At 48.0% G+C, this 22,640-nt stretch carries 23 protein-coding genes and 1 pseudogene; 14 read left to right on the top strand and 10 right to left on the bottom strand.

All coding sequences use genetic code 11. From position 1 onward, the window contains the following. The first annotated feature begins 76 nt into the window (after positions 1–76). On the top strand, positions 77–1,450 hold the full coding sequence (locus Q9R25_RS10840) for a YjiH family protein (RefSeq protein ID WP_311283153.1): 1,374 nt from the start codon (positions 77–79) through the stop codon (positions 1,448–1,450). A gap of 73 nt (positions 1,451–1,523) precedes the next feature. Beyond that, positions 1,524–2,174, top strand: coding sequence for a C39 family peptidase (locus Q9R25_RS10835; protein WP_015880303.1), 651 nt, complete (start codon positions 1,524–1,526; stop codon positions 2,172–2,174). Here the strand turns inward: Q9R25_RS10835 and Q9R25_RS10830 are convergent. Further along, on the bottom strand, positions 2,140–2,964 hold the full coding sequence (locus tag Q9R25_RS10830) for a hypothetical protein (RefSeq protein ID WP_311283152.1): 825 nt from the start codon (positions 2,962–2,964) through the stop codon (positions 2,140–2,142). The genes Q9R25_RS10835 and Q9R25_RS10830 overlap by 35 nt on opposite strands. Positions 2,965–3,056: 92 nt before the next feature. Here Q9R25_RS10830 and rluF point away from each other — a divergent pair, with 92 nt between their 5' ends. After that, positions 3,057–3,767: a 23S rRNA pseudouridine(2604) synthase RluF gene (gene rluF, locus Q9R25_RS10825; RefSeq protein WP_015880301.1), complete on the top strand. Its 711-nt coding sequence runs from the start codon at positions 3,057–3,059 to the stop codon at positions 3,765–3,767. A 28-nt stretch (positions 3,768–3,795) separates the two neighbouring features. Here rluF and Q9R25_RS10820 read toward each other — a convergent pair whose 3' ends face one another. Both Q9R25_RS10820 and Q9R25_RS10815 read right to left on the bottom strand, forming a co-directional pair. Further along, on the bottom strand, positions 3,796–4,236 hold the full coding sequence (locus tag Q9R25_RS10820) for a hypothetical protein (RefSeq protein ID WP_311283151.1): 441 nt from the start codon (positions 4,234–4,236) through the stop codon (positions 3,796–3,798). Positions 4,237–4,531: 295 nt separating this feature from the next. Continuing rightward, a complete protein-coding gene (locus Q9R25_RS10815) occupies positions 4,532–5,281 on the bottom strand; it encodes an SDR family NAD(P)-dependent oxidoreductase (protein ID WP_047795764.1) in 750 nt (249 codons plus the stop codon). Positions 5,282–5,404: 123 nt separating this feature from the next. Here Q9R25_RS10815 and Q9R25_RS10810 point away from each other — a divergent pair, with 123 nt between their 5' ends. Then, positions 5,405–6,031 (top strand): TetR/AcrR family transcriptional regulator, encoded by a 627-nt coding sequence (locus Q9R25_RS10810; protein ID WP_311283150.1) that lies wholly within the window; start codon positions 5,405–5,407, stop codon positions 6,029–6,031. A gap of 302 nt (positions 6,032–6,333) precedes the next feature. Further along, on the top strand, positions 6,334–8,202 hold the full coding sequence (htpG, locus tag Q9R25_RS10805; protein ID WP_311283149.1) for a molecular chaperone HtpG: 1,869 nt from the start codon (positions 6,334–6,336) through the stop codon (positions 8,200–8,202). 59 nt (positions 8,203–8,261) lie between these two features. Here the strand turns inward: htpG and dcm are convergent, their stop codons facing one another. Further along, positions 8,262–9,596, bottom strand: coding sequence for a DNA (cytosine-5-)-methyltransferase (dcm, locus tag Q9R25_RS10800; protein WP_311283148.1), 1,335 nt, complete (start codon positions 9,594–9,596; stop codon positions 8,262–8,264). Positions 9,597–9,755: 159 nt separating this feature from the next. Here dcm and Q9R25_RS10795 point away from each other — a divergent pair, with 159 nt between their 5' ends. Together Q9R25_RS10795 and Q9R25_RS10790 are read left to right on the top strand one after the other, a co-directional pair. Continuing rightward, entirely contained in the window at positions 9,756–11,126 is a 1,371-nt protein-coding gene (locus tag Q9R25_RS10795; protein ID WP_311283147.1) for a Sau3AI family type II restriction endonuclease, read from the top strand. Between the two features lie 55 nt (positions 11,127–11,181). Beyond that, the gene (locus Q9R25_RS10790) at positions 11,182–11,625 is read left to right on the top strand and encodes a very short patch repair endonuclease (RefSeq protein WP_214737871.1); all 444 of its coding nucleotides are present in this window, start codon (positions 11,182–11,184) and stop codon (positions 11,623–11,625) included. Here Q9R25_RS10790 and Q9R25_RS10785 read toward each other — a convergent pair. Further along, positions 11,543–12,532 carry a hypothetical protein gene (locus Q9R25_RS10785; RefSeq protein ID WP_311283146.1) on the bottom strand — a complete coding sequence of 330 codons (990 nt, stop codon included), beginning with the start codon at positions 12,530–12,532 and terminating at the stop codon, positions 11,543–11,545. The genes Q9R25_RS10790 and Q9R25_RS10785 overlap by 83 nt on opposite strands. 347 nt (positions 12,533–12,879) lie before the next feature. Here Q9R25_RS10785 and ahpC point away from each other — a divergent pair, with 347 nt between their 5' ends. Both ahpC and ahpF read left to right on the top strand, forming a co-directional pair. After that, a complete protein-coding gene (gene ahpC, locus Q9R25_RS10780; RefSeq protein WP_015880295.1) occupies positions 12,880–13,443 on the top strand; it encodes an alkyl hydroperoxide reductase subunit C in 564 nt (187 codons plus the stop codon). An 11-nt stretch (positions 13,444–13,454) separates the two neighbouring features. Continuing rightward, on the top strand, positions 13,455–14,978 hold the full coding sequence (gene ahpF / locus Q9R25_RS10775; protein WP_311283145.1) for an alkyl hydroperoxide reductase subunit F: 1,524 nt from the start codon (positions 13,455–13,457) through the stop codon (positions 14,976–14,978). A 38-nt stretch (positions 14,979–15,016) separates the two neighbouring features. Here ahpF and Q9R25_RS10770 read toward each other — a convergent pair whose 3' ends face one another. Next, positions 15,017–15,418 (bottom strand): hypothetical protein, encoded by a 402-nt coding sequence (locus tag Q9R25_RS10770; RefSeq protein WP_311283144.1) that lies wholly within the window; start codon positions 15,416–15,418, stop codon positions 15,017–15,019. 128 nt (positions 15,419–15,546) lie between these two features. Between Q9R25_RS10770 and Q9R25_RS10765 the strand changes: the two genes are divergently transcribed. From Q9R25_RS10765 to Q9R25_RS10755, 3 genes are all read left to right on the top strand, one after another. After that, positions 15,547–15,894 (top strand): PadR family transcriptional regulator, encoded by a 348-nt coding sequence (locus Q9R25_RS10765; protein WP_015880292.1) that lies wholly within the window; start codon positions 15,547–15,549, stop codon positions 15,892–15,894. Continuing rightward, positions 15,881–16,843: an HAAS signaling domain-containing protein gene (locus Q9R25_RS10760; protein ID WP_311283143.1), complete on the top strand. Its 963-nt coding sequence runs from the start codon at positions 15,881–15,883 to the stop codon at positions 16,841–16,843. Before Q9R25_RS10765 ends, Q9R25_RS10760 begins: the two co-directional genes overlap by 14 nt. Positions 16,844–16,921: 78 nt before the next feature. Next, positions 16,922–17,758, top strand: coding sequence for an aldo/keto reductase (locus Q9R25_RS10755; RefSeq protein WP_214691392.1), 837 nt, complete (start codon positions 16,922–16,924; stop codon positions 17,756–17,758). Between the two features lie 35 nt (positions 17,759–17,793). On the opposite strand, the gene Q9R25_RS10750 is transcribed toward Q9R25_RS10755, so the two are convergent. The 4 genes from Q9R25_RS10750 to Q9R25_RS10735 all read right to left on the bottom strand — a co-directional run bounded on the left by Q9R25_RS10750 (position 17,794) and on the right by Q9R25_RS10735 (position 20,878). After that, positions 17,794–18,606, bottom strand: a complete 813-nt coding sequence (locus Q9R25_RS10750; protein WP_047795754.1) for a MetQ/NlpA family ABC transporter substrate-binding protein — start codon at positions 18,604–18,606, stop codon at positions 17,794–17,796. A 20-nt stretch (positions 18,607–18,626) separates the two neighbouring features. Further along, positions 18,627–19,289, bottom strand: coding sequence for a methionine ABC transporter permease (locus Q9R25_RS10745; RefSeq protein WP_214691394.1), 663 nt, complete (start codon positions 19,287–19,289; stop codon positions 18,627–18,629). Then, positions 19,282–20,028, bottom strand: a complete 747-nt coding sequence (locus tag Q9R25_RS10740) for a methionine ABC transporter ATP-binding protein (RefSeq protein WP_214691395.1) — start codon at positions 20,026–20,028, stop codon at positions 19,282–19,284. Before Q9R25_RS10740 ends, Q9R25_RS10745 begins: the two co-directional genes overlap by 8 nt. A gap of 109 nt (positions 20,029–20,137) precedes the next feature. Continuing rightward, positions 20,138–20,878: a hypothetical protein gene (locus Q9R25_RS10735; RefSeq protein ID WP_311283142.1), complete on the bottom strand. Its 741-nt coding sequence runs from the start codon at positions 20,876–20,878 to the stop codon at positions 20,138–20,140. A gap of 194 nt (positions 20,879–21,072) precedes the next feature. On the opposite strand from Q9R25_RS10735, the pseudogene adhP reads away from it, so the two are divergent. Further along, positions 21,073–22,101 (top strand): annotated as a pseudogene (gene adhP / locus Q9R25_RS10730) (alcohol dehydrogenase AdhP). A 113-nt stretch (positions 22,102–22,214) separates the two neighbouring features. Beyond that, positions 22,215–22,640 (top strand): MarR family winged helix-turn-helix transcriptional regulator, encoded by a 426-nt coding sequence (locus Q9R25_RS10725; protein WP_311283141.1) that lies wholly within the window; start codon positions 22,215–22,217, stop codon positions 22,638–22,640.

The raw sequence follows: 22,640 nt of genomic DNA, 5'->3' as shown, positions 1-22,640 counted from the left end.
ACGTTTCAATAACGGCTGGATGTGTAATGGGGATACATAGACAGCACAAACACTTCGGGGAAATGGGGAATGCATCATGAATGGTTCATCAACACCAGACGGAAAGAAACCTTCTTTTTCGAGTCAAGACTTCTTTAAGTTCTTGATTCCATCACTCATCGGGATCATGTTTTTCATCGTACCAATCTCATCAGAGGAAGGCTTCACGATTCCAGTCGCCTTCTTATCCAATCTGCTGATTGACTGGATTGGGGATTTCGTCCCGACACTCGCCGTCATCATGATGGGGATTTCGATTGTCGGCTCATTATTACTCTTTACGGCACGTCCTGCTTTTATGATGGAGCGACCATCCATCAACGCACTATTTAGCGTGACACCGTTTTGGTTCGTCATGCGCGTGATCGGTTTCATCGCCGGGGTCATGACGCTACTCACACTCGGACCAGAGATGATCACGTCAGAATTTACAGGGGGCCTATTGCTCTTTGATTTGATTCCAATCTTATTTGCGACATTCTTCTTTGCCGGTATGTTGTTACCGCTCTTATTGAACTTTGGACTTCTCGAGTTCGTCGGGACGTTCTTGATGAAGATCATGCGTCCGCTCTTCCGCTTGCCAGGGCGCGCCTCACTTGACTCGCTCGCCTCATGGGTCGGGGATGCGACGATCGGGATTCTACTGACGACAAAACAGTACGAGGAAGGCTATTACACGAAACGGGAAGCTTCGATCATTGCGACGACATTCTCCGTCGTCTCCATCACCTTCACCATCGTCGTCTTACAGTATGTCGAACTCGACCAATACTTCTTGCCTTACTACGGGGCCATCGTCTTATCCGGACTAGTCGCCGCTCTCATCATGCCACGGATTTATCCGTTGTCTAAAAAGGCAGACACGGCTTATGAGAAGACCGAGCTCAAACCGGAAGAAGAAGTACCCGCGAACGTGTCACTCGGTAAGTGGGCGTTAATTCAGGCGTTACAAAAGTCACGTTCGAGTAAAAGTTTCCTAGAGACGCTCAAAGACGGCTTCAAGAACGTGCTCGATATGTGGATCGGCGTCCTCCCTGTCGTCATGGCAGTCGGGACGATTGCGGTCATCATCGCAGAATATACGCCGTTCTTCACTATCCTCGGAAAGCCGTTCGAACCGATCTTGATGCTCCTTCAAGTGCCTGAGGCATCGGAAGCCGCTCAAACAATGGTCGTCGGTTTCGCCGACATGTTCTTGCCGGCCGTTCTCGGAAGCGGCATCGAGAGTGAGTTGACACGGTTTGTCATCGCTACGTTGTCGGTTACCCAGCTCATCTATATGTCAGAAGTCGGGGGCTTGTTGCTCGGTTCAAAACTACCGATCTCATTCCTCGACCTCGTCTTGATTTTCTTGTTACGTACCTTCATCACCCTTCCGATCATCGTCGGCATCGCACATCTTGTGTTTTAACGAAAACGACGCCCTTTCTCTTTTATGAGATGGGGCGTCCTTTGTATACTAAAAGAAAAGGAGGGAGACCGAGATGGAGCACCCATTTGCAGGACAACTCGAGGTTGCGAACAACGGCTATGCCGGGATCATCGACCCAGAAGCTTATGTGAACGATCGTTATCACGGACGCTGGACATTAAAGCGCTCTGTACAGATTGAAGGCGTGCCCGTCTTGCTCCAACGTCAGTTCGAGAACGGCAAGAACAACTGTACGTTGACGTCGATCACCGCCATCTTCCGTTTCTATCGAGATCATGGGTATGCGAACATCCCAGATGATGTGACACAGATCCAAGAAGATGTGCGCGAGATCGCCTTCAGGCACCATTTCAAAGACGAGAAAGGGACACCGCCGACACAAATCGCCACCATCATCACGAAACTGTGGAAGCGATACGGGTACGACGGTCGAGGCAGTTCCCGCTATCTTTGGAAATGGTCGACGTTTGAGCGTGAGCTGAAAGCAGGACGCCCGTTTGTGCTGAATATGGCGAACGGCTTTTATAAAAATCATTCCGTCACGGGAGTCGGCTACTTACAGTTTGAAAAACGGGGGTTCCCGGACGTCATCTTGTTAGCCGTGCTCGATAATCGTTCGAAGGACGTGCGCTACATCGACTTCAACGAATTCAACTTTTGGGGAAGCATCACACGCGTCCATCCGCCAGCCACTCGTCCATAATCGTGTCAATCGCTTCTCCGATTTTTAAAAGGTGCTCGCGCTTCGCGTATGACCCGTAATGTAGCCCGTTTGAATCACGGCCATTCCCGAGCCCAACGAACACTTCTGAAGGCTTCATATGGAGGCCGATCATCGGGATACCCGAATCATGGCGTCCGATTTCATAGGTGACGGCGGGATATGCAGACAGTCTTCCGATTGTTGAAAAACCGTTCAAGGCACGACAGTTATCCCGTCCGAGCACGATGATACGGATCGGTTTGATGTACGCAATCGTCCGCTCCAACAGTTCGATTGAGGTCGGATGTTCCATCCAGTGGCGCCCCGTCCTCATCTTCCCTATCTGTTCATATGTCGCAAACTTGAAAAAATCAACGTGGATGACAGCCGCCGGATGATCATAGAACGAACGCCCCATCCCGTTGAGGAGTGCCTCGAGTTTGGCGCCATCCGGTTTCCCGAACCAGTTCGTCGTCGCGCGATTCGACTCGAAATAGACCGATGCCCGTTCGAGCGTTTGTTGCAGCGCCTCTTCATTTCCGAGGTAATCGTCAAACGAGAGTATGTTCCGCCAATAGAACTTTTGGTGTTGCCCCGTTCTCGGTGTCCCGTCACGATGTAAAAACTCGCCGCGAGACGGATTCGTCCCGATGGTCAGCCATTGATCCGGACCAGGTCGACCGTACCAAAGGACAGGTGATGCCTCTTGAATCAATTCTTTCCCGAACGTTGTGTCGCACAGTGCTTGTTGAAATCGGATTGCGTCTTGTAACAGTCGTACTGCCTCCATGTCATCCCTCCTCTCCCGTTCGTTTCCCGCTTTCGAGAGTTTATAAAATGCGTTATAGTGAGAGGACGAAGCCAAACAAAGGACGTGTACACATGCGCATCAATAAATTCATCAGTGAATCAGGCAAGGCGTCCCGTCGCCAAGCCGACCGTCTCGTCGAAGAGGGACGCGTCACCATCAATGGGAAAAAAGCAAAAATCGGCGACCAAGTCAAACCGGGCGATGAAGTCCTCGTCAACGGTTCTGTCGCACGGGTTGCCCGAAACAACGTCTACATCGCCGTCCATAAGCCGGTCGGGATCACGAGTACGACAGAAAAAAAAGTAAAAGGGAACTTGGTCGACATGGTCAACCACCCGCTCCGCATCTTCAACATCGGTCGTCTTGATAAAGACTCGGAAGGTCTCATCCTCATGACGAATGACGGCGATATCGTCAACGAGATTCTCCGTGCAGAAGGCGAGCACGAGAAAGAATACATCGTCTCGGTTGATAAGCCAATCACACCAGAGTTCGTCGAGCAGATGGAAGCCGGTGTCAAAATCCTTGGCCAGAAGACACTTCCGTGTAAAGTCCGTCCGCTTTCAAAGTTCGATTTCAACATTACCCTCACGCAAGGACTCAACCGCCAAATCCGTCGGATGTGTGAGGCGCTCGGATACGAAGTATTCCGCCTCCAACGTGTTCGTGTCATGAACATCACGCTCGGGAAACTGCCGCCTGGACAATGGCGCGATCTTTCGAAAAAAGAGCGTGAGCAGCTGTTCCGCGAATTGAATTACGAACCGAAAGAATGGTACTAAAAAGCAGCCTGAGTCGTCTCAGGCTGCTTTATTCTGGTCGAAGTGATGAGACATGGTCGGTCTCACGACGAATGAAACGTTTGAGTTGAGCGCTCAAGTCGTCGAGCTGTCCCATCGTCGTCCTCATTCTAAATTTCATATGAACATGGTCAAATGAGTCAAACTGCCATTCATCATGAATGAAAATATCGATTTGGATGGTCCCAATCCGGTCAATCAACGTGAAAGTTAGATTGACTTGCAAATCATCCGAACCCTCTTCTTCATCGACTAGTCTCCATGTGATTGGTTCTTTGCCCCACGCTTGATTGAATTGATTGATCTTTTGATGAAGATCTTCAAGACTCGCATCATCTAAATAAATCAACTGATTACTGGTGCAGGCAGAAGACCGAAGTTGAAGCTGAACTTGATAAAACAGCTCAGTTTCATCCATCCATACTCGTTCCATCTCAAACTGAGTTTCCATCTCACTATACCAACTTTCATAGTTAACTAAATAAAATCAATTTCCTTTTTCGGCTCATTTGGCACTGTTCTACACTTGTCATCTCACTCTTTCATGTCGACTATATCATGTCAATTTGATGAATCACTTAAACTCTTTACACAAAACGGGAATATAAATAATACAGATGATTTTAAAATGAAAAGAGGTGAATCCTCATGAATGGTGCAATCTTTCCACATACTTCAATCGGAAATGGAGTTAATCGGAATCTTAGAGTAATTAAAAAAGTAGGGCCTCCATAGAGACCCTACTTTTACTTCGCCGTCACGCCACCATCTACCGGAAGTTCGATCCCGCTGATATGATTCGCTTCGTCTGACGCAAGGAACAGGACGGCTGCCGCCACCTCATCCGCTTGTCCGAGATTCGGCAAAGCGATTTGATTCAAGAAATGTTGTTTATAGTCTGGATGCTCCATATGTGGCGCACTCATCGGTGTCACGATGTACCCTGGATGCACCGAGTTGACCCGAATGTTTTGCTTCCCGTAATCGACTGCCGCTGCTTTCGTGAGAGAACGGACCGCACCTTTCGAGGCCGTATAGGCACCGGCACCCGCCATACCGGTCAATGCAGAGATGGAGGAGATGTTGACGATTGATCCTCCCCCATTCTCCGTCATGAGCGGAATCGCGTACTGTGTCCCTAACATGACCCCATCGATGTTGATGCGATATGTGCGTGCCCAGTCCTCTTCTGTCTGTTCCAAGAAAGGTTTTGCAAGTGCGATTCCAGCGTTATTGACGAGAATATCTAATTTGCCACATGTCGCTTCCACTTCCGCGAATACATCCTCCCAGCTCGAGCGTGATGTCACGTCATGTTTCACCGCGATGGCTTCCCCACCTTGTGCACGAATCGACTCGACTACATTGTTTACTCCTTGTTCATTGATGTCTGTCGCGACGACTGTTGCCCCTTCTTTGGCGAATAGACGTGCCGTTGACTCTCCCATACCGCTTCCTGCCCCTGTGATGACCGCTACTTTCCCCTGTAAACGCATTGTCCCAGCTCCATTCATTAAATTATGATAGTCTAACTATCATAATAATAATTGGATGTGACATTAATCTCAACGAAACTGCTCGAAGACGATATACTAAGGACAGACAATGAGGTGATCGAATTGAGTAAACGACAACAAAACAAAGAGGAACGAGTTCAACTGATTATCCAAGAGGCAGAACGCTTATTTATAGAGAATGGCTTTGAGAAGGTTCAGATGCAGGACATCGCGGACGCTGCAGGAATTGGGGTGGCGACACTGTTTCGCTACTTCCCGAAGAAGGATCAATTGATCGTCGCGGCAGCCGTCAAGAATCTACAACCGACACTCAAGAGATTTGAACAATTCATGCATGAGGAAGGCAACGCATATGAGCGGCTCGAGGCCATCTTGAACCACTTTTTCGAGATGCAGTTGGAACGGACGAACCATGCCCGTTTCCGAGAGGCGTTCGAGAGCTATGCATCGCTCGTCGTCTCACCTCTTCCTGGAATCGAGACATACATCGACGTTCAACGACAGATCATGCAGACACTCGAACCCTTGATCGAAGATGGGAAACGCGACGGTTCATTCCGCTCGGATATCGATGTGAAGGTGACCGTCGTCACAATCATCAATACGTTCGGGACGTTCGGCAACAACATCATGTTGAAGTCGCACATCAGTTATTTAGAGGACGATATCGAACCGGCCGTACAATTGCGTGCTTTAAAAGAGATGTTCCTCACATCCATTCGGGCATAAGAAAAACCTCCCTTCGCTTGAAGGGAGGCTAATTGTATACATAAAAAATGAGCACCTCTCACTAGAGGTGCTCTCGAAAGTCTACCGCGACGGACCACGCTCCACAACGTGCTCCTCAAGGGAATGTCCGCCGTCTTACATAGACCAGCTCATCGCATGTACTCAACTATATGCGAAACCTACGTCCTCGTCAATCTTTTCTTCAATCTCGGTTGACATCTTCCTAAAAATTAGGATAATCAATAGTGTTAGCACTCCTATATACAGAGTGCCAAAATATAGACATCAAAAGGAGAACGATCATGACAAAAAAACAGTTTCAAACCGAATCGAAACGAATTTTAGAGTTGATGGTCCACTCAATTTATACACATAAGGACATCTTCTTGCGTGAGCTCATCTCGAACGCGAGTGACGCCATCGACAAGATGTATTATCGTGCCCTCTCCGACGAAAGCATCGAATTCAACAAAGACGATTACTTCGTCAAAGTCGAACTCGACAAAGAAGCGCGGACGATCACAATTCGCGATACAGGGATCGGGATGACAGAAGAAGAACTCGAAACAAACCTCGGAATCATCGCCAAGAGCGGTTCACTCGCCATGAAACAGGCGACGAAGATGGAAGAAGACCATAGCCTCATCGGACAATTCGGCGTAGGGTTCTATTCCGCGTTCATGGTCGCTGACCGTGTGACCGTGCGGACTCGCTCGATTGACAGTGATCAAGGATACGTATGGGAGTCAGAAGGGTCAGACGGCTATTCGATCGAGCCGACAGACAAACCGGACATCGGTACAGAAATCACGCTCCACTTGAAGGCAGACACAGAAGATGATGCGTATTCGTCATTCCTCGAAGAATATGAGATCCGTTCACTCATCAAGAAGCATTCGGACTTCATCCGTTACCCAATCAAACTGGATGTGACGAAACATCGTCAAAAAGAGGACTCAGAAGAGTATGAGGACTACAAGGAAGAAGAGACCGTCAACAGTATGGTGCCGATTTGGCGGAAGCGGAAGAGCGAACTCAAAGACGAGGATTATAAGGCGTTCTATCACGAGAAGCGCTACGGCTTTGATGAGCCACTCAAGCATCTTCACTTGAACGTCGACGGGACGATTCGTTATCAATCAATCCTGTATATCCCGTCAACGGTTCCGTTCGACTATTACACGAAAGAATTCGAGAAAGGGCTCGAGCTCTACTCGAACGGCGTGTTGATCATGGAGAAGTCACCAGACCTCTTGCCGGACTACTTCGGCTTCGTTAAAGGGATGGTCGACTCAGAAGACCTCTCCCTCAACATTTCCCGTGAAATGTTGCAGCAGGACCGCCAGCTTCGCGTGATCGCGAAGAACGTGAAGTCGAAAATCAAAGGCATGCTCGAGAAGATGCTCCAAAACGAGCGTGAGGACTATGAGAAGTTCTATGAGTCGTTCGGTCGCCAATTGAAGTTTGGCGTGTATGACCAGTTCGGCGCAGCCAAAGACGAATTGAAAGACTTGATTCTTTTCCATTCTTCTCACGAGAAGAAACTCGTTTCGCTCAAAGAGTACGTCGAGCGGATGAAAGAAGATCAGAAGTATATTTACTATGCGACAGGCGAATCGATTCATCGCATCGACCTCTTGCCACAAGCAGAGCGCTTGAAAGAAGAAGGATACGAGATCCTCTACTTTACAGAAGAGATCGACGAGTTCGCCATCAAGATGCTTCAGTCGTATGAAGACAAAGAATTCAAATCGATCGCGAGCGGCGATCTCGGTCTCGATGACGCGGAAGCGAAATCGCTCAACGAAGACAACCAAGACTTGTTCGCATTCATGAAAGAAGAGCTCGGAGACCGCGTCAAAGAAGTGCGTGCCTCGACACGTCTCAAGTCGCATCCGGTTTGCTTGACGGTCGCGGGTGACGTCTCAATCGAGATGGAAAAGATTTTGAACGCGATGCCAAACGGCGGCGGCATGAAAGCGGAGAAAGTGCTCGAGGTGAATGCCGACCACGCCATCTTCCAGACGCTCCAACGTGTGTATAAAGAAGATGAAGCGAAAGCGAAACAATATACAGACCTCTTGTATCAACAAGCCCTCCTCATTGAAGGGTTACCGATTGAAGATCCGGTAGCGTATTCGAATGCGGTGTGTGCGTTGATGGCGGAGTAACTCTAAATAGCAAATGCCCTCACCTGAATGAAAATGTCATTCAGATGAGGGCATTTAAATTATTTAAAGTTATTGTACGTCCCTAACAATTGCATCTGCTTCACTTCATGCAACAGGCTCTTTTCATCCTCTTGCTCATGAATCTCCGCAATTCGATGGCCCATCCGCTCAATCAATCCGACGACGAGGGCATTCCCCATTGTGAAATATCGCTTGCGGTCTGTCATAGTCGCGGTCCATCCGTATGGGAAGCCATTCAATCCCTCGCATTCTTCCGGACGCAAATAGCGCAATTTTTTCGTATGTGGATCTTCGATGACATGGCTTGAACGGTTGCACGTTCCTTCGCTCGTCAACATCGTTCTACCTGGAAGGTCTAGCGAATCTGGATAGGACATGCCTCCTTCAGCATAGACATAGACGTGACCGCTCGCAGAAGTACGTTCGATTTTTTTCGGTCCTTTCATGTAAGCCAATTCCTCTTTTTCCGTACGTCCAGATTTTTTAACCTTCTCTGTATCCAGATAATAGTGTTCCGGAGCAGGACCAAACTGCTCATAGACCTCTCGAACGACTTCGCCGAGCGTCTTAGCTGTCTCGCGAACTGGGAGCGCCTCAAGCGTCGTCACTTGATCCCCCGTCATGACACCCGCATTTCGATAAGTCGCAGAGAATGTGTCCGAGATTTCAACGATGTCTTTCGGCAACTCGAACGTCGAACCTGGATGTTTCTCGCTCGTCATCTCCATGACCGGGAAAGTCGGTGCAAAGAATCCGTCTTTCAACAACCACTGCTCAGGATTCGCTTTCCCCGCTCGGGTCGAATGCTTCAAATCCGCTCGCGTCGCAAAAATGAAGATACGGCGGCGGCGTTGCGCAAATCCATAATCGGCAGCATTGATGACTCTCCACTCGACCGTATATCCTTGATCGGCAAACGCACGAAGCATGACACTGAAGTCACGCCCTCTTTGCTTCGCAGGTGACTTCATTAGGCGATCGACATTCTCGAGTAAGACGTAAGGCGGCTTTTCCTGTTCGATGATATTCATGATTTCCCAGAACAAGACACCCTTCTTCCCTTGAATCCCTTGCTCATTCTTCAAGCTACGTGACACGCTATAGTCTTGGCACGGAAAGCCCCCCACAAGTAAATGGTGTGGTCCTGCTTCCATCCATGACAGCGCGATATCCTCATTTACGTGTTGGCCACGCCCTTTAAAACGTTCAGCATAGCAATCAAAGGCCGGTTGTACCTTCGTCGCCGGCTCCCACTGATTGCCCCAAACCACATCGAATTTGTCAGATGTAGGCTCGGCATTCACATCTTTGATTCCTTCAAGCGCGATGCGGAAACCTCCTACACCGGCAAATAACTCAACTACTTTAATCAATGGGAACACCCTTTCGTATTTTCTATCTTAAATTTACGCTATTTTAGGTCCTATCACAACCGAACTAGCTCGATGAAATTAGTTTAACAGAAAAGGTGAATGGGATCAACAACTACGTTATACTCATCTTACATATGTAAATTTATAGGAGGTATTCGATTGCGTTACGAAACGATTCAAGAATTAATGGATAAGGCAAGAGAGGCTGAGGGCAAGACATTCGGCGAGATTGATACGACCGGACGGATTAAAAATGTTCGTTCCAAGGGATCACTCGGTCACATCATTGAAGAGAGCCACTTCGGATACCCAATCAATTCAGATGCCCGACCAGACTTTGAGGAACTTGGTATCGAGTTAAAGGTCACTCCTTTCAAGAAAAACAAAAATGGTACATATTCTTCAAAAGAACGACTCGTCTTGAATATGATTGATTACCATAGCGAGCATAGATACTCGTTTGAAACTTCAAGCTTTTTATCGAAAGCCACAAGTATGCTCATCATGCTCTATCAATATGAGCCTGAGATCTCAATGGATGACTACCGTATCTACAAGGCATTCTTAAACGAGTTCTCGGAGGAAGATTTAGCCGTGATGCGACAAGATTGGGAAACAATCGTTACTAAAATCAAGAATGGAGAGGCTCATCTCATTTCGGAGGCAGATACGATGTATCTGTCCGCCTGTACAAAAGGGGCGAACGGTTCGATTGTGCGTACTCAACCCTTCTCAGATGAACCTGCCAAACCGCGTGCCTTCGCTTTGAAAGCATCCTATATGTCCGGATTGGTTCGTAAATATTTAACACCGGAACTAATGGAATCTATCGCGAACCAAGGTGAGTTAAACGAAATGTCTATCGAGGAACTTCTCGAAACCCGACTCTCAGCACACTATGGCAAGACACTGATTGATTTATGTGAAGAAACGAAAGTTCCATACAACCCTAGAAACAAGGCGATGATTCCTCATGTCATGGCCAAACTGTTAGGAGTGAAAAAGACAGACCTTTCCGGTATCGAAGAATTTGAGAAGGCAAACATCAAGTTCAAAACGGTCGCACGAGAACCCGACGGAACGATTCGTGAACATATGTCGTTCGGCAAGGTCGATTTTGAAAATCTATGCCAAAGTGACTGGGAAGATTCAGACCTATATGACACATTCGCAGAACAGAAATATCTTTTCTTAGAATTTCAATATGACGAAGAATACGTCCCAAAGAAAAAGCGAATCCCTCGCTTTGTAGGCATTCGACTCTGGAACATGCCACTCGATACAATCGATGGCGAACTATATGAGATGTGGTCCGAAGCTCGAAAGGTCGTAATAGAAGGGGTTGAGCTGATTCCCATGAAAAATAGAGTAAAGAACAACCTGCCCGGATCAAAATTCAACCAAGTCGCACATATACGTTCAAAAGGTGCGGATGGAGATGACAAAATCCGCCTCCCCGATGGACAATGGATCACAAAGCAGGCGTTTTGGTTAGATCGAAACTACATTCAGCAGATTCTAGACGCTTAACATGAGTACTTCTCCCCCTACAGTGGAATCTTACTAGTAGAGGGAGGTGAGGGATATGGCCAAAAACGTACCGAAAGCATCGAGTCCAGCCGTGTTCAAGACGATGAGCGGCAACCGTGGAAAAGATACGAAGATGGAAGTCAAAGTCAGAAAAGCGCTGTGGGCGGCCGGATACCGGTACCGCAAGAACAATCGCAAACTTTACGGGACACCCGACATCTCGTTTCCTGGATTACGCATCGTCGTATTTCTGGACTCCTGCTATTGGCATGGCTGTCCCCTCCACTTCAAGCTACCGAAGACGAATGCCGATTTTTGGCGTCAAAAGATTGGACGTAACATCGAGCGTGATGCCGACGTTACACAACATTATGTCGAAGAAGGTTGGGTCATCCTTCGATTTTGGGAGCATGAAATCAATAACGATTTTGATCATGTGATTCATGTAATAACTCACTATGTGGACCGTCAACGCTCTCTCTCAAATTTGTCAGGATAGAAGCTTCATATTGAACAGGCTCAAAATCGATTCCTGCTTTTTCGTAACGATAAAACGGATTATTGCCGTCCCAATCATCTGGCATTTTCGTCGAGGACAGTAACTTGTCCTCTTCTTTTGTAATGATACAAATGAAGTGATACTTGTCTAAAAGGTGATGGATTCTTTCCCTTGTTAGTTCGTTTCTAAGAGCCAACTCTCTAAACTTATTTAGGTATATGTTTTTCGGGACCATATGTTCATATACTAGTCCAGACGGTATCCGATTTATTAAGCGTTCTTTCGCTCCTTCTGTAATGAAATCCCCCATCCGATATTTTGTTTTCGCCAATCCAAGTCTACGAAAGTAACTTTCCGTTAAAAAATATAAGTTCTCACCCATGCCTTTTTTTAATTGATAATGGCGTAGTCCTTTGTCTCGAATAGACAAAGACAACATCGTGACTTCGTATAAATGCTCACTTAGATGTCGGATCAACGCATCTCGGTCATAAGAAATCGACAAAATAGTTGGATGCATGATGTTTTCAGAAACATCCACGGTGTCTAAAACATCCTCATTAGAATTCGTCGCAAAATCAAGTTCTTCTTTCTTATCTTCTTTTTGTTTCTCCACAACTGCTATCCCAAAGCCATTTCCCTCTCCATCTAAATGAGTCATCGACTTAACTTCCTTTTGCTCTATCTTATAAAGGGAGCGACTCATCACCCAATTTTCACTTCTCTTGACAGCCCACCATATCGACTTTTCTATTGCTGACGGATAGTAAGATTCAAATTTCACATGATAGAACTCGGAATCGATAAACTTTTTTACTAGTTCATGTTTTGTCCACGTACTTTTACAAGCCACTTTTTCGAGTTCTTGTATGAACTCTAGTGCATTTTGATTCAATGAGATTCCCATTTCATAACACTCCCCAAGTATTTTAAAAACTCCTTACGACACTTTATTTTAATTGATAATATATCGCCTGTGCGCGAGAATTCCACCGCTTTTCCATTCTTATAAACGGCTGTTCTATAATAAAATCAAAAGATTTATATAAATGTTATCAAAGAAAAACAAAAACTATTGTAAACGTTACCATTATTGATATGAAGGTTCTTATGAATAATTCTTATCATTTCAACACATTTCAAAGCATGCAAACGTCTTGACAATTCCAGCTCGTTATATGAAGTTAGTATTACATTATAATTATTCTAGTCGAGATAGAAACGCTAGAGTAAAAAACAAGGAGGACATAACCCATGTCATTAATCGGCAAAGAAGTACTACCATTCAAAGCACAAGCATTCCAAACAGGTGAATTCCTCGAAGTTACAGAGAACGACCTTAAAGGTAAATGGAGCGTTGTCTGCTTCTACCCAGCTGACTTCACATTCGTCTGCCCAACTGAACTTGAAGACCTTCAAAACGAGTACGCTACACTTAAAAACCTCGGTGTAGAAGTTTACTCTGTCTCTACAGACACACACTTCACACATAAAGCTTGGCACGAAACATCTGAGAAAATCGGAAAGATCGAGTACATCATGATCGGTGACCCATCACACGTCATCTCACGCAACTTCGACGTCTTGAACGAAGAAGACGGCCTCGCAGACCGTGGTACATTCATCATCGACCCAGACGGTGTCATCCAAACTGTCGAAATCAACGCTGGCGGCATCGGCCGTGACGCGAGCACACTCGTCAACAAAGTCAAAGCAGCACAATACGTACGCAACAATCCAGGCGAAGTCTGCCCAGCGAAATGGGAAGAGGGTTCTGAAACACTCCGCCCAAGCCTTGACCTCGTCGGTAAATTGTAAGGAGCGATTGCATGTTAGAAGCAGCGATTAAACAACAGCTCGACCAATATCTCCAGCTCATGGAGGGCGATGTCGTCCTCCGTGTGAGCGCTGGGGAAGACAAAGTCTCAAACGAGATGCTCGAGCTCGTCAACGAACTCGCCAGCATGTCATCACGCATCTCGGTCGAACACGCGACACTCGAGCGTACACCGAGCTTCAGCGTGAATCGTCCATCCGAAGAGACAGGAATCGTCTTCGCGGGGATTCCACTCGGACATGAGTTTACATCACTTGTCCTCGCCCTCCTCCAAGTGAGCGGGCGCGCGCCGAAAGTCGATGCGGATACAATCAAACAAATTCAAAATATCGAAGGCACATATCACTTCGAGTCGTACATCAGTCTCAGCTGCCACAACTGTCCTGACGTCGTGCAAGCGCTAAACGTCATGAGCGTCCTCAACCCGAACATCACGCACACGATGATCGATGGATCCGCGTTCAAGGATGAAGTGGAAGCAAAAGAGATCATGGCTGTCCCGACGGTCTTCTTGAACGGCGAATCGTTCGGTAACGGTCGGATGTCACTCGAAGAGATCTTGGCGAAACTCGGTACAGGTCCTGACGCTTCTGCGTTTTCGGACAAAGACCCGTATGACGTCCTCGTCGTCGGTGGCGGTCCAGCGGGTGCGAGCGCAGCCGTATACGCGGCTCGTAAAGGAATCCGTACCGGAATCATCGCAGAGCGCTTCGGCGGCCAAGTGATGGACACGATGGGGATTGAGAACTTCATCGGTACTGCTTATACAGAAGGTCCAAAGCTCGTCGCCAGTCTAGAAGAGCACGTCAAAGAGTACGGCATCGATGTCATGAACCTTCAACGCGCGAAGCGTCTTGAGAAAAAGGACCTCGTCGAGATCGAACTCGAGAACGGCGCTGTCTTGAAGAGTAAGAGTGTCATCCTCTCGACCGGTGCACGCTGGCGTAACGTCAACGTCCCAGGTGAGGCGGAGTTCAAAAACAAAGGGGTCGCTTACTGCCCACACTGTGACGGTCCTCTCTTCGAAGGGAAACGTGTCGCGGTCATCGGCGGCGGTAACTCTGGGATTGAAGCAGCCATCGACCTCGCAGGAATCGTCAAGCACGTAACGGTCCTCGAGTTCGCTCCTGAACTCAAGGCTGACCAAGTGCTACAAGATCGTCTTCACAGCCTCCCGAACGTGACTGTCATCACGAACGCTCAGACGACAGAAATCACGGGTACGGACAAAGTGAACGGCATCTCGTATGTGTCTCGTGAGACGAACGAGTCACATCATGTCGAACTTGAAGGCGTCTTCGTCCAAATCGGTCTCGTCCCGAACACGGACTGGCTCGACTCGGTCGAACGCAACAACTTCGGGGAAATCGTCGTCGACCGTCATGGCGCGACGAACGTCCCAGGTGTGTTCGCGGCAGGAGACTGCACGAACAGCGCCTACAAACAAATCATCATCTCGATGGGTTCTGGTGCGACAGCCGCACTCGGCGCCTTCGACTACATGATTCGCAACTAACAAAAAGACTCGCCCTCTATCATGAGAGCGAGTCTTTTTTACAGTTCAAACGTCTTCCCTGAGTCCGGGATGAATAAAATCGAGTCTCCGCTCTCCGTCTCAAACCGATAGCCTACTCGAGGAGAGAATGGATTCCATTCTCCCCCGGTCGTCGGAACGCTCTCCATGTACGCCACGTCATTGTACGTTTTGCTCAACGTCTCTTCTGCCTCGGCTAACGAGTAGCTCGGAATCGAGAGCAAAATCGCCGCCCCAACACTCATCACTCCGACCGACGCCGCCCAAAGAGTCGATGTCGGCTTTCGAAACTGTGCCAAGACTAGCAGCATGATGATCCAGCCAATCGGTACCCCAAACGTCGCCGCATTCCCATACCACTGCGCATTGATCGTCAATAAACTGGCGATCACCACACCGCCAACCATCCACCACCACTTCATCAACATCACCTCCTCTTTATTATCCCAAAATCAGGAAATGACTCAATGTTTTTTATTCATATTGATATATGATAACTTATAGTGTATGATATACAGTATAAAGATAAACGAATAAAGGAGGCGAAAAAATGTCCGATGTAAAAGCCTCGTTGGTGACAGAGTTGCGGCGCGGCACGTTGACGATTGCGGTGCTCAGCCAGTTGAAGACACCCCAATACGGCTATTCTCTCGTTCAAGCGCTACTTGATGCCGACATCAACATTGACCAGAGTACGCTCTACCCGCTCTTGCGTCGACTTGAAAAACAAGGACTCGTCACGAGTTCCTGGGACACGACGGAGAGTCGACCTCGCAAGTACTATGTGCTCAGCCCAGACGGAATGGATATTTTGAATGAGTTGTACGTGGAATGGATGAACATGTCGAAAACATTGACCCGTCTAATTGAAGGAGGAAACGATCATGAATCTTCGTGATGTGTATATCGATGAAGTCACCTCTCGAATCCCAGAGTCGATGCGGCAAGACGTCGCACTCGAATTGGAATCGACCATTGATGACATGACTGGAAATGACTCGTCTGAAGCGGCTTTATTTGAAGCATTGCGCCAACTCGGCGACCCTCAAATTCTCGCTGCTCGCTACGCGAACCGACCACTCTACCTCATCGGTCCTGCCCTCTTCACACAGTACGTGAACATCATTAAAATCGTCTTACCGATTGCCGTCACGGTTGTCACCATTCTCTCGATCATCGGTTATTTGACCAATCCCATCGACGACACATCTTGGAGTCAATTCTTGATTCAAGCATTCCTTCAAACTGGGGCGGCCATCTTCAATGTCGTCGTTCAGACGCTATTCTGGATCACCCTCACGTTCTTCATCATCGAGCGTGCCGTACCTGAGGGTGAAGTGCCCTTCTCGAGTTGGAAACCTGAACAACTCAAGAAAGTGAAACCACGTTCGACCTCGATTTCTTTTGGTTCGATTTTGTTTGACTTTATCGCCACCGTTCTGATGGTCGTATTGTATGTCAACGCCGAGCAGTTGATTCGTGTTGTCACAGATAGTGAATCCTATCCGCTACTCAATGCGTCGGTCTTGGATCAATTCTTCCCGTTTGTCATCGCCCTGGCCGCCTTTGGGATCGCCATCGCCATTTACAAATGGATGGTTCGACATTGGACAAAGCCGCTCGCCTTGTGGAACGCGCTCTTCAATATCGTATGGATTGTCGTCACAGCGCTCATTATGCTGCAACCCGATCTAATTTCGACCGAAGCGCTCTCGTTGATTGCTGAGCAAATCAACGCCGACCTTGAAACAATCAGTCGTTGGGGCGTCTGGAGTGTCTTACTCACCATCATCATCGTGTGTATTCTCGATTTAGCAGAAGGTTTGATCAAAGCGTTTCGACGTTGACCTCACATTCAAACGTTTCATTTCCGATGAAAGTGGAATAGCGGAGAAGAGAACGGATTTTGAATGGGGAGGCATTTGATGGGTATTCCAACAATCAAGCTACATGACGGTTATGAGATTCCGGCCATCGGACTCGGGACGGTTTATTTAAAAGGTGAAGCAGGGGTCGACGCCATCACGTGCGCCATCCGGAACGGATATCGACTCATCGATTCGGCGATTCGCTACGATAATGAAGGCGCGGTCGGTGAAGCGGTTCGCCAATCCGGCATCCCGCGTGAACAACTTTTCTTAACATCGAAACTGCGCGCGCAATATTATGACTACGACCAGGCGCTCGAGATGATTCGAGAATCCCTATATCGAGCGAACCTCGACTATTGGGATTTGTTCCTCTTGCATTGGCCAAACCCGAAACAAGACAAGTACGTCGAGGCATGGCGTGCCTTGATTCAAGCGAAGGAAAACGGATGGATCCGCTCCATTGGGGTATCGAACTTCATGCCGGAGCACCTTGACCGCTTGATTGAAGAAACGGGAGAAACACCGGTCATTAACCAAATCGAGTTACACCCGTACTTCTCGCAAGTCGAACAGCGGCAAGCCGACAAAGAACGCGGCATCATCACAGAAGCGTGGAGCCCGCTCAGTCGCGCTCGCACGGTCATTCATGACGAGAAGATCACCGAGCTCGCCAAACAAAAAGGCAAGAGCGTGTCTCAAGTCATCTTGCGTTGGCACGTGCAGCTTGGTGTCATCCCGCTCGCCCGCTCGTCCAGTGAGTTACACCAAAAAGAAAATCTCGACGTCTTCAACTTCGAATTGACGGATGAAGAGATGGAGACGCTCAATGCGTTGACGAAGCAGGATGGTCGCATCGATGACCAAGACCCGCGAGAATACGAAGAGTACTAAAAAAGATTGAGCCTAGATGGCTCAATCTTTTTTGTTTAAAACGCCGGAATGGCCGTTTCATCATAGTTCTCTTGCAAGAACGCACGGACTTCGTCACTTGTGAGCGCTTCGCCGAGTTTTTGGATTGCTTCGTCATCCTGGTTGTCTTCACGTGCGACAAGCGTGATGGCGAAATCATTCTCGACGCCTTCTGTTAAGAGTGCGTCACTCTTCGGTGTCAAACCGAGCGGTGCAGCGTAAGCCGGTGTCATCAAGACCGCATCGACATCATCGTACGCGCGCGCGAGCATCAACAAGTCGACTTCTTCAAACTTGAAGTTTTTCGGGTTCGATGTGATATCTGCCTGTGTATAGTACGTGCCTTCCTTCTCTCCGAGCTCGATCACATCATGTTGTGCGAGAAGGGAGAGCGAACGGTCGATGTTCGATACGTCGTTGGCGATCGCAATCGTTGCGCCTTCCGGGAGGTCTTCCATGTTGTCATAGTTTTTTGCGTATACACCATAGTTTGCGAAATAAATCGGTTCGATTGGAACGAGATTCGCATCGTTGCTGCGGTTGAACTCCTCCATGTACGGAACGTGTTGGAAGAAGTTCGCATCGACTTCTTTCGCCGCAAGTGCCGAGTTCGGTTGGACATTGTCTCCAAGAACGACAATTTCGAGTTCGATATTGTCTTCTGCGAGCTGTTCTTTAGCGATCTCAAGCATATCTGTCATCGGTGGGATGAGTGATGCGACTTTCAATGTCTGTGGTTCATTTGCTTGTTCCGTTTGTGTTTCTGTATCGTTCCCGCATGCTGCGAGGACGAGTGTGAGTGAGGCCAGAAGTGCCATCAATTTTTTCATATTCATTTCCTACTTTCTGTTTAACGTTTGTCGATGATTCGCGCCACGGTCGTGCCCGTGAATTGAATCAACTGTACGAAGACGAGCATGATGAGAATCATATAGAGCATGAGTTCTGTCTGAAATTGTTGATATCCATAACGGATGGCAAAGTCACCGATGCCACCACCCCCGACGACTCCCATAATCGTCGAGTATGAGATAAAACTGATGATAGATGTAGTCAATCCGAGGACGAGACCGGACCGGGCTTCCACATAAAGAAACTTAAAGATGATGTCTTTCACAGACGCTCCCATCGAGAGTGCCGCTTCGATCACCCCGCGTGGGACATCAATCAGTGACTGTTCGACGAGTCGCGCATAATGCGCAATGGCAATGATGGAGAGCGGCACCGTCGCTGCTGCCGTTCCGATGGCGGTTCCGATAATGAGCCGTGTAAATGGAATCAAAAACACGACGAGTAACAAGAACGGGAAAGACCGGACGATGTTCACGACCAGGTTGAGGACGGAGAAGACGATTTGGTTCTCTAACAATTGTCCTTTACGCGAAAGGTAAAGCCACGTGCCTAACGGCAATCCGACTAGAATCGCGGCGAGAATCGATACCCCGACCATAATGAACGTCTCGGCAATGGACTGCCAAATCTCTGATTGATAGCGGGCCAAAATTTCAGGCATTCGCTTCACCTTCCTCTCGCAACTGTTCGACGAACCAACTTGGATTCTGATCGATGGCGACCACCCCTGTCGGCTCCCTCTCAATCGTCTCATGAACAGATCCGTCTGCCATGACGGTGACGCGATGACAGATTTGACGGATGACATCCATCTCATGCGTGACGAGAACGACGGTGACACCGAGTTGTTCATTGACCGACTGAAGGACACGCAGCACTTCCGCCGTCGTATTCGGGTCGAGTGAAGAGGTCGGCTCATCGCATAGGAGTACACTCGGTTCACTTGCGAGTGCCCGAGCGATGGCGACACGTTGCTTTTGTCCCCCACTCAACTGGGAAGGATATTTATCGCGATACGCTTCGAGTCCAACGAAAAGGAGACATTCCATCACGCGTGCTTCCCATGATGCTTTCGGCCGCTTGGCAAGTTTCAGTGAATCGAGGACGTTATCAAACACGTTCTTATTCGCGACTAGATTAAATTGTTGAAAAATCATACCGATCCGATGTCGCTTCTTGCGTAGTTCCCGATTAGAGAGTTCGGTCAACTGGTCGCCATCGACCGTGACGCTCCCGGCATCCGGTTTCTCCAACAAATTCATCAATCGAAGGAGCGTCGACTTCCCGGCACCGCTCGCGCCGATAATGCCGTAAATCTCCCCTTTTCGAATGTGAAGCGATACATCGTGAACGGCCATCTCTTGTCCATAACGCTTATGGACGGACGACAATGTGATCATGGCAGACATCCTTTCTACATCTCGTGAGTGAGTCAACCGTTTATCATTTTAGCGAAGTAAAGAGTTGATGTCTTTTCATGTGCTCACATGAAAAGAACCGCACTGCGGTTCAGAGTGGATGTCGTTTAAAATGTTCGGCTATGTGTCGCTTCATGGCGTCTCGATTTTCGGCGAAGATGCGATGGCGATGACCGTTTCCACCAGACGGATGTGGAAACCCACTCACTACGTGATCTTGATCCAAGAGCCCTCGCTCAACCAATAACTCCACGGCTCGCCTCACGTTCACGCCCATCGGTAGGATGAGTGCATCTTGAAGATGGGCCATCTCTTCTGCGAAGATTCCTTCTACGTATGGTCGAAACAGCTCTGTTCGAATCATATCCGGGCTCGATCCGTTATAGTTCTTGCCTTTATAGAAAACAGGATAAGGAAGAACCGCTGTATTTTGAACGAGATGGTTCGCTGATCCAAACAAATCGAGGGATGATTCGATTCCCAAATGATGATGTAACTCCAAATCATCCAGCATCGTCACTAAGTTCTTTCGAATCGGACCGGAAAAACTGCCACGTTGTTTGACGGCTCGAAGCGCCTCTTCGTCTGTTGCATCCTTCAAGTCACGGATTGCCTCGAACGACTGACGCATTTGATACAAGCCTGGCGTGATTCCCGCGATGACAACTTTCGCGTTTGGATTGATGTATTCAAACGGTGCGTAATAGATCTCAAGTTGTTTCTTTTCATCACGGTCTAACAAAAAGTCTTCATTTTTCAACGTCTCTTCTTCTAAATTTGATAGCTGCAAAATCTTTGATTTATATGTGTGAAATAACGCTATTCGTGTCATATAAATAACACTCCTTTCGTCTACTTTCTCTATCTCTATTTCCCTAAATCTTTGTGTGAGAAAAGTTCATCTTTCAGGCAAATGCCCTTTAAAAATAAAGCGTTTTCATTCCATTTTTTGTGCTATCCTGACGATGTGATTGAGAAGGGTTTTCCATCAGGTTCGCTAAATTTTCACAAGGAGTGTGTTCAAACATGAGCGCAGTCATTGTCAATTCAGCAAGCAAGGCCAACATCGAAGTTGTCGAAAAGGAACTACGTCCATTACAAGCAGGCGAAGCGCTCGTCGATGTCGAGTACTGTGGCGTATGTCACACGGATCTTCACGTCGCAGCTGGTGATTTCGGAGATGTCCAAGGACGCGTGCTCGGTCATGAAGGGATTGGGATTGTATCTCAAATCGCCGACGATGTCACGAGTTTGAAAGTTGGCGATCGCGTCAGTATCGCTTGAATGTATCATGCATGTGGTCGTTGCGAATATTGTACGACAGGCCGAGAGACTTTCTGTCGAAACGTTCAAAATGCCGGATATAGCGTGGACGGCGGGATGGCTGAACAAAGTATCGTCGTGGCCGACTATGCCATCAAAGTACCTGACGGATTGGACCCTGCGCAAGCTTCGAGCATCACATGTGCCGGCGTCACGACGTATAAAGCCATCAAAGTTGCCGACGTGAAACCTGGGGAGACGGTCGTCATCTACGGTTGCGGTGGACTCGGCAACCTGGCCATCCAATATGCGAAACACGTCTTCAACGCACACGTCATCGCCGTAGATTTGAACGATGATAAGCTTGAACTCGCCAAAGAGAGTGGAGCTGATTTGACGATTAACCCATCGACTGAAGGAGATGCAGCTGACATCGTACAAGAGAAGTTCGGTGGGGCTCATGCCGCTGTCGTCACAGCCGTCTCAAAAGTCGCCTTTAATTCTGCAGTCAATGCAGTCCGAGCATGTGGGAAAGTGGTCGCCGTCGGTCTTCCTTCTGAAACGATGGACTTGAACATCCCTCGTCTCGTCCTCGATGGAATCGAAGTCGTCGGCTCACTCGTCGGGACACGTAAAGACTTAGAAGAAGCCTTCCAGTTCGGGGCAGAAGGACTCGTCGTGCCTGTTGTTCATAAACGCTGTCTTCACGAGGTGCAAGACGTGTTCGAAGAGATGGAGCAAGGGAAAATCCAAAGACGCATGGTCATCGACTTCAAAAATAAAGACTGCTAATCGGAACGGGGCCTCGTGCCTCGTTTTGTTCTAGATTGACGTTGACGGGGTATAGTTGCTTTTGTATAGTTAGGAACGTCTAAAAGCCGGAAATGAAAGAGGAGTGACTTGATTTGACTCCATTAACGTCAACCCGTCTACTTGATTTATTGTCAGAGCGAAATGATCAAGTTCGACGCATGAGTGAACAATCTTGGAATGAACAAAGTGATATCCAACTCTCGAACTCGGAATGGTATATTCTCGCGACACTTTATCAGTCGAAAACAACAATTGCCGAAGTCACGCACAGTGTCCATATTTCTCGACAAGCGACTCATAAACTGATCAAGAACCTAGAGAGTAAAGCGCTCGTTCTTGTGACAGACCATCCGCAAAATCGAAAAGACAAATGTATCGAGTTGACCTCCCTCGGTCACACTTGTTATGAGCAAAACGAGACGCTCAAAGCACAACTTGAGCAACGGATCCAAGAAAGCATCGGCCAAGAGGCGTTTGAACAACTGAAAACCATTCTGCGCGTGGATTGGAAACTATGA

The organism is Exiguobacterium sp. BG5(2022) (assembly GCF_031844365.1).
Classification (GTDB): Bacteria; Bacillota; Bacilli; order Exiguobacteriales; family Exiguobacteriaceae; genus Exiguobacterium; species Exiguobacterium profundum.
Note: the sequence above shows the minus strand (reverse complement) of the source record. Positions and strands in the feature narration are given on the sequence as shown.

What these genes read in the sequence shown, in the direction of transcription:
- ahpC (WP_015880295.1), top strand. Translation starts at nt 12,880, where the DNA reads ATGTCATTAATCGGCAAAGAAGTACTACCATTCAAAGCACAAGCATTC.
- htpG (WP_311283149.1), top strand. Translation starts at nt 6,334, where the DNA reads ATGACAAAAAAACAGTTTCAAACCGAATCGAAACGAATTTTAGAGTTG.
- Q9R25_RS10735 (WP_311283142.1), bottom strand. Translation starts at nt 20,878, where the DNA reads ATGACACGAATAGCGTTATTTCACACATATAAATCAAAGATTTTGCAG.
- Q9R25_RS10745 (WP_214691394.1), bottom strand. Translation starts at nt 19,289, where the DNA reads ATGCCTGAAATTTTGGCCCGCTATCAATCAGAGATTTGGCAGTCCATT.
- Q9R25_RS10815 (WP_047795764.1), bottom strand. Translation starts at nt 5,281, where the DNA reads ATGCGTTTACAGGGGAAAGTAGCGGTCATCACAGGGGCAGGAAGCGGT.
- Q9R25_RS10840 (WP_311283153.1), top strand. Translation starts at nt 77, where the DNA reads ATGAATGGTTCATCAACACCAGACGGAAAGAAACCTTCTTTTTCGAGT.
- Q9R25_RS10760 (WP_311283143.1), top strand. Translation starts at nt 15,881, where the DNA reads ATGAATCTTCGTGATGTGTATATCGATGAAGTCACCTCTCGAATCCCA.
- Q9R25_RS10750 (WP_047795754.1), bottom strand. Translation starts at nt 18,606, where the DNA reads ATGAAAAAATTGATGGCACTTCTGGCCTCACTCACACTCGTCCTCGCA.
- Q9R25_RS10835 (WP_015880303.1), top strand. Translation starts at nt 1,524, where the DNA reads ATGGAGCACCCATTTGCAGGACAACTCGAGGTTGCGAACAACGGCTAT.
- Q9R25_RS10820 (WP_311283151.1), bottom strand. Translation starts at nt 4,236, where the DNA reads ATGGAAACTCAGTTTGAGATGGAACGAGTATGGATGGATGAAACTGAG.
- Q9R25_RS10740 (WP_214691395.1), bottom strand. Translation starts at nt 20,028, where the DNA reads ATGATCACATTGTCGTCCGTCCATAAGCGTTATGGACAAGAGATGGCC.
- Q9R25_RS10755 (WP_214691392.1), top strand. Translation starts at nt 16,922, where the DNA reads ATGGGTATTCCAACAATCAAGCTACATGACGGTTATGAGATTCCGGCC.
- Q9R25_RS10785 (WP_311283146.1), bottom strand. Translation starts at nt 12,532, where the DNA reads ATGGGAATCTCATTGAATCAAAATGCACTAGAGTTCATACAAGAACTC.
- ahpF (WP_311283145.1), top strand. Translation starts at nt 13,455, where the DNA reads ATGTTAGAAGCAGCGATTAAACAACAGCTCGACCAATATCTCCAGCTC.
- Q9R25_RS10790 (WP_214737871.1), top strand. Translation starts at nt 11,182, where the DNA reads ATGGCCAAAAACGTACCGAAAGCATCGAGTCCAGCCGTGTTCAAGACG.
- rluF (WP_015880301.1), top strand. Translation starts at nt 3,057, where the DNA reads ATGCGCATCAATAAATTCATCAGTGAATCAGGCAAGGCGTCCCGTCGC.
- Q9R25_RS10770 (WP_311283144.1), bottom strand. Translation starts at nt 15,418, where the DNA reads ATGAAGTGGTGGTGGATGGTTGGCGGTGTGGTGATCGCCAGTTTATTG.
- Q9R25_RS10830 (WP_311283152.1), bottom strand. Translation starts at nt 2,964, where the DNA reads ATGGAGGCAGTACGACTGTTACAAGACGCAATCCGATTTCAACAAGCA.
- Q9R25_RS10765 (WP_015880292.1), top strand. Translation starts at nt 15,547, where the DNA reads ATGTCCGATGTAAAAGCCTCGTTGGTGACAGAGTTGCGGCGCGGCACG.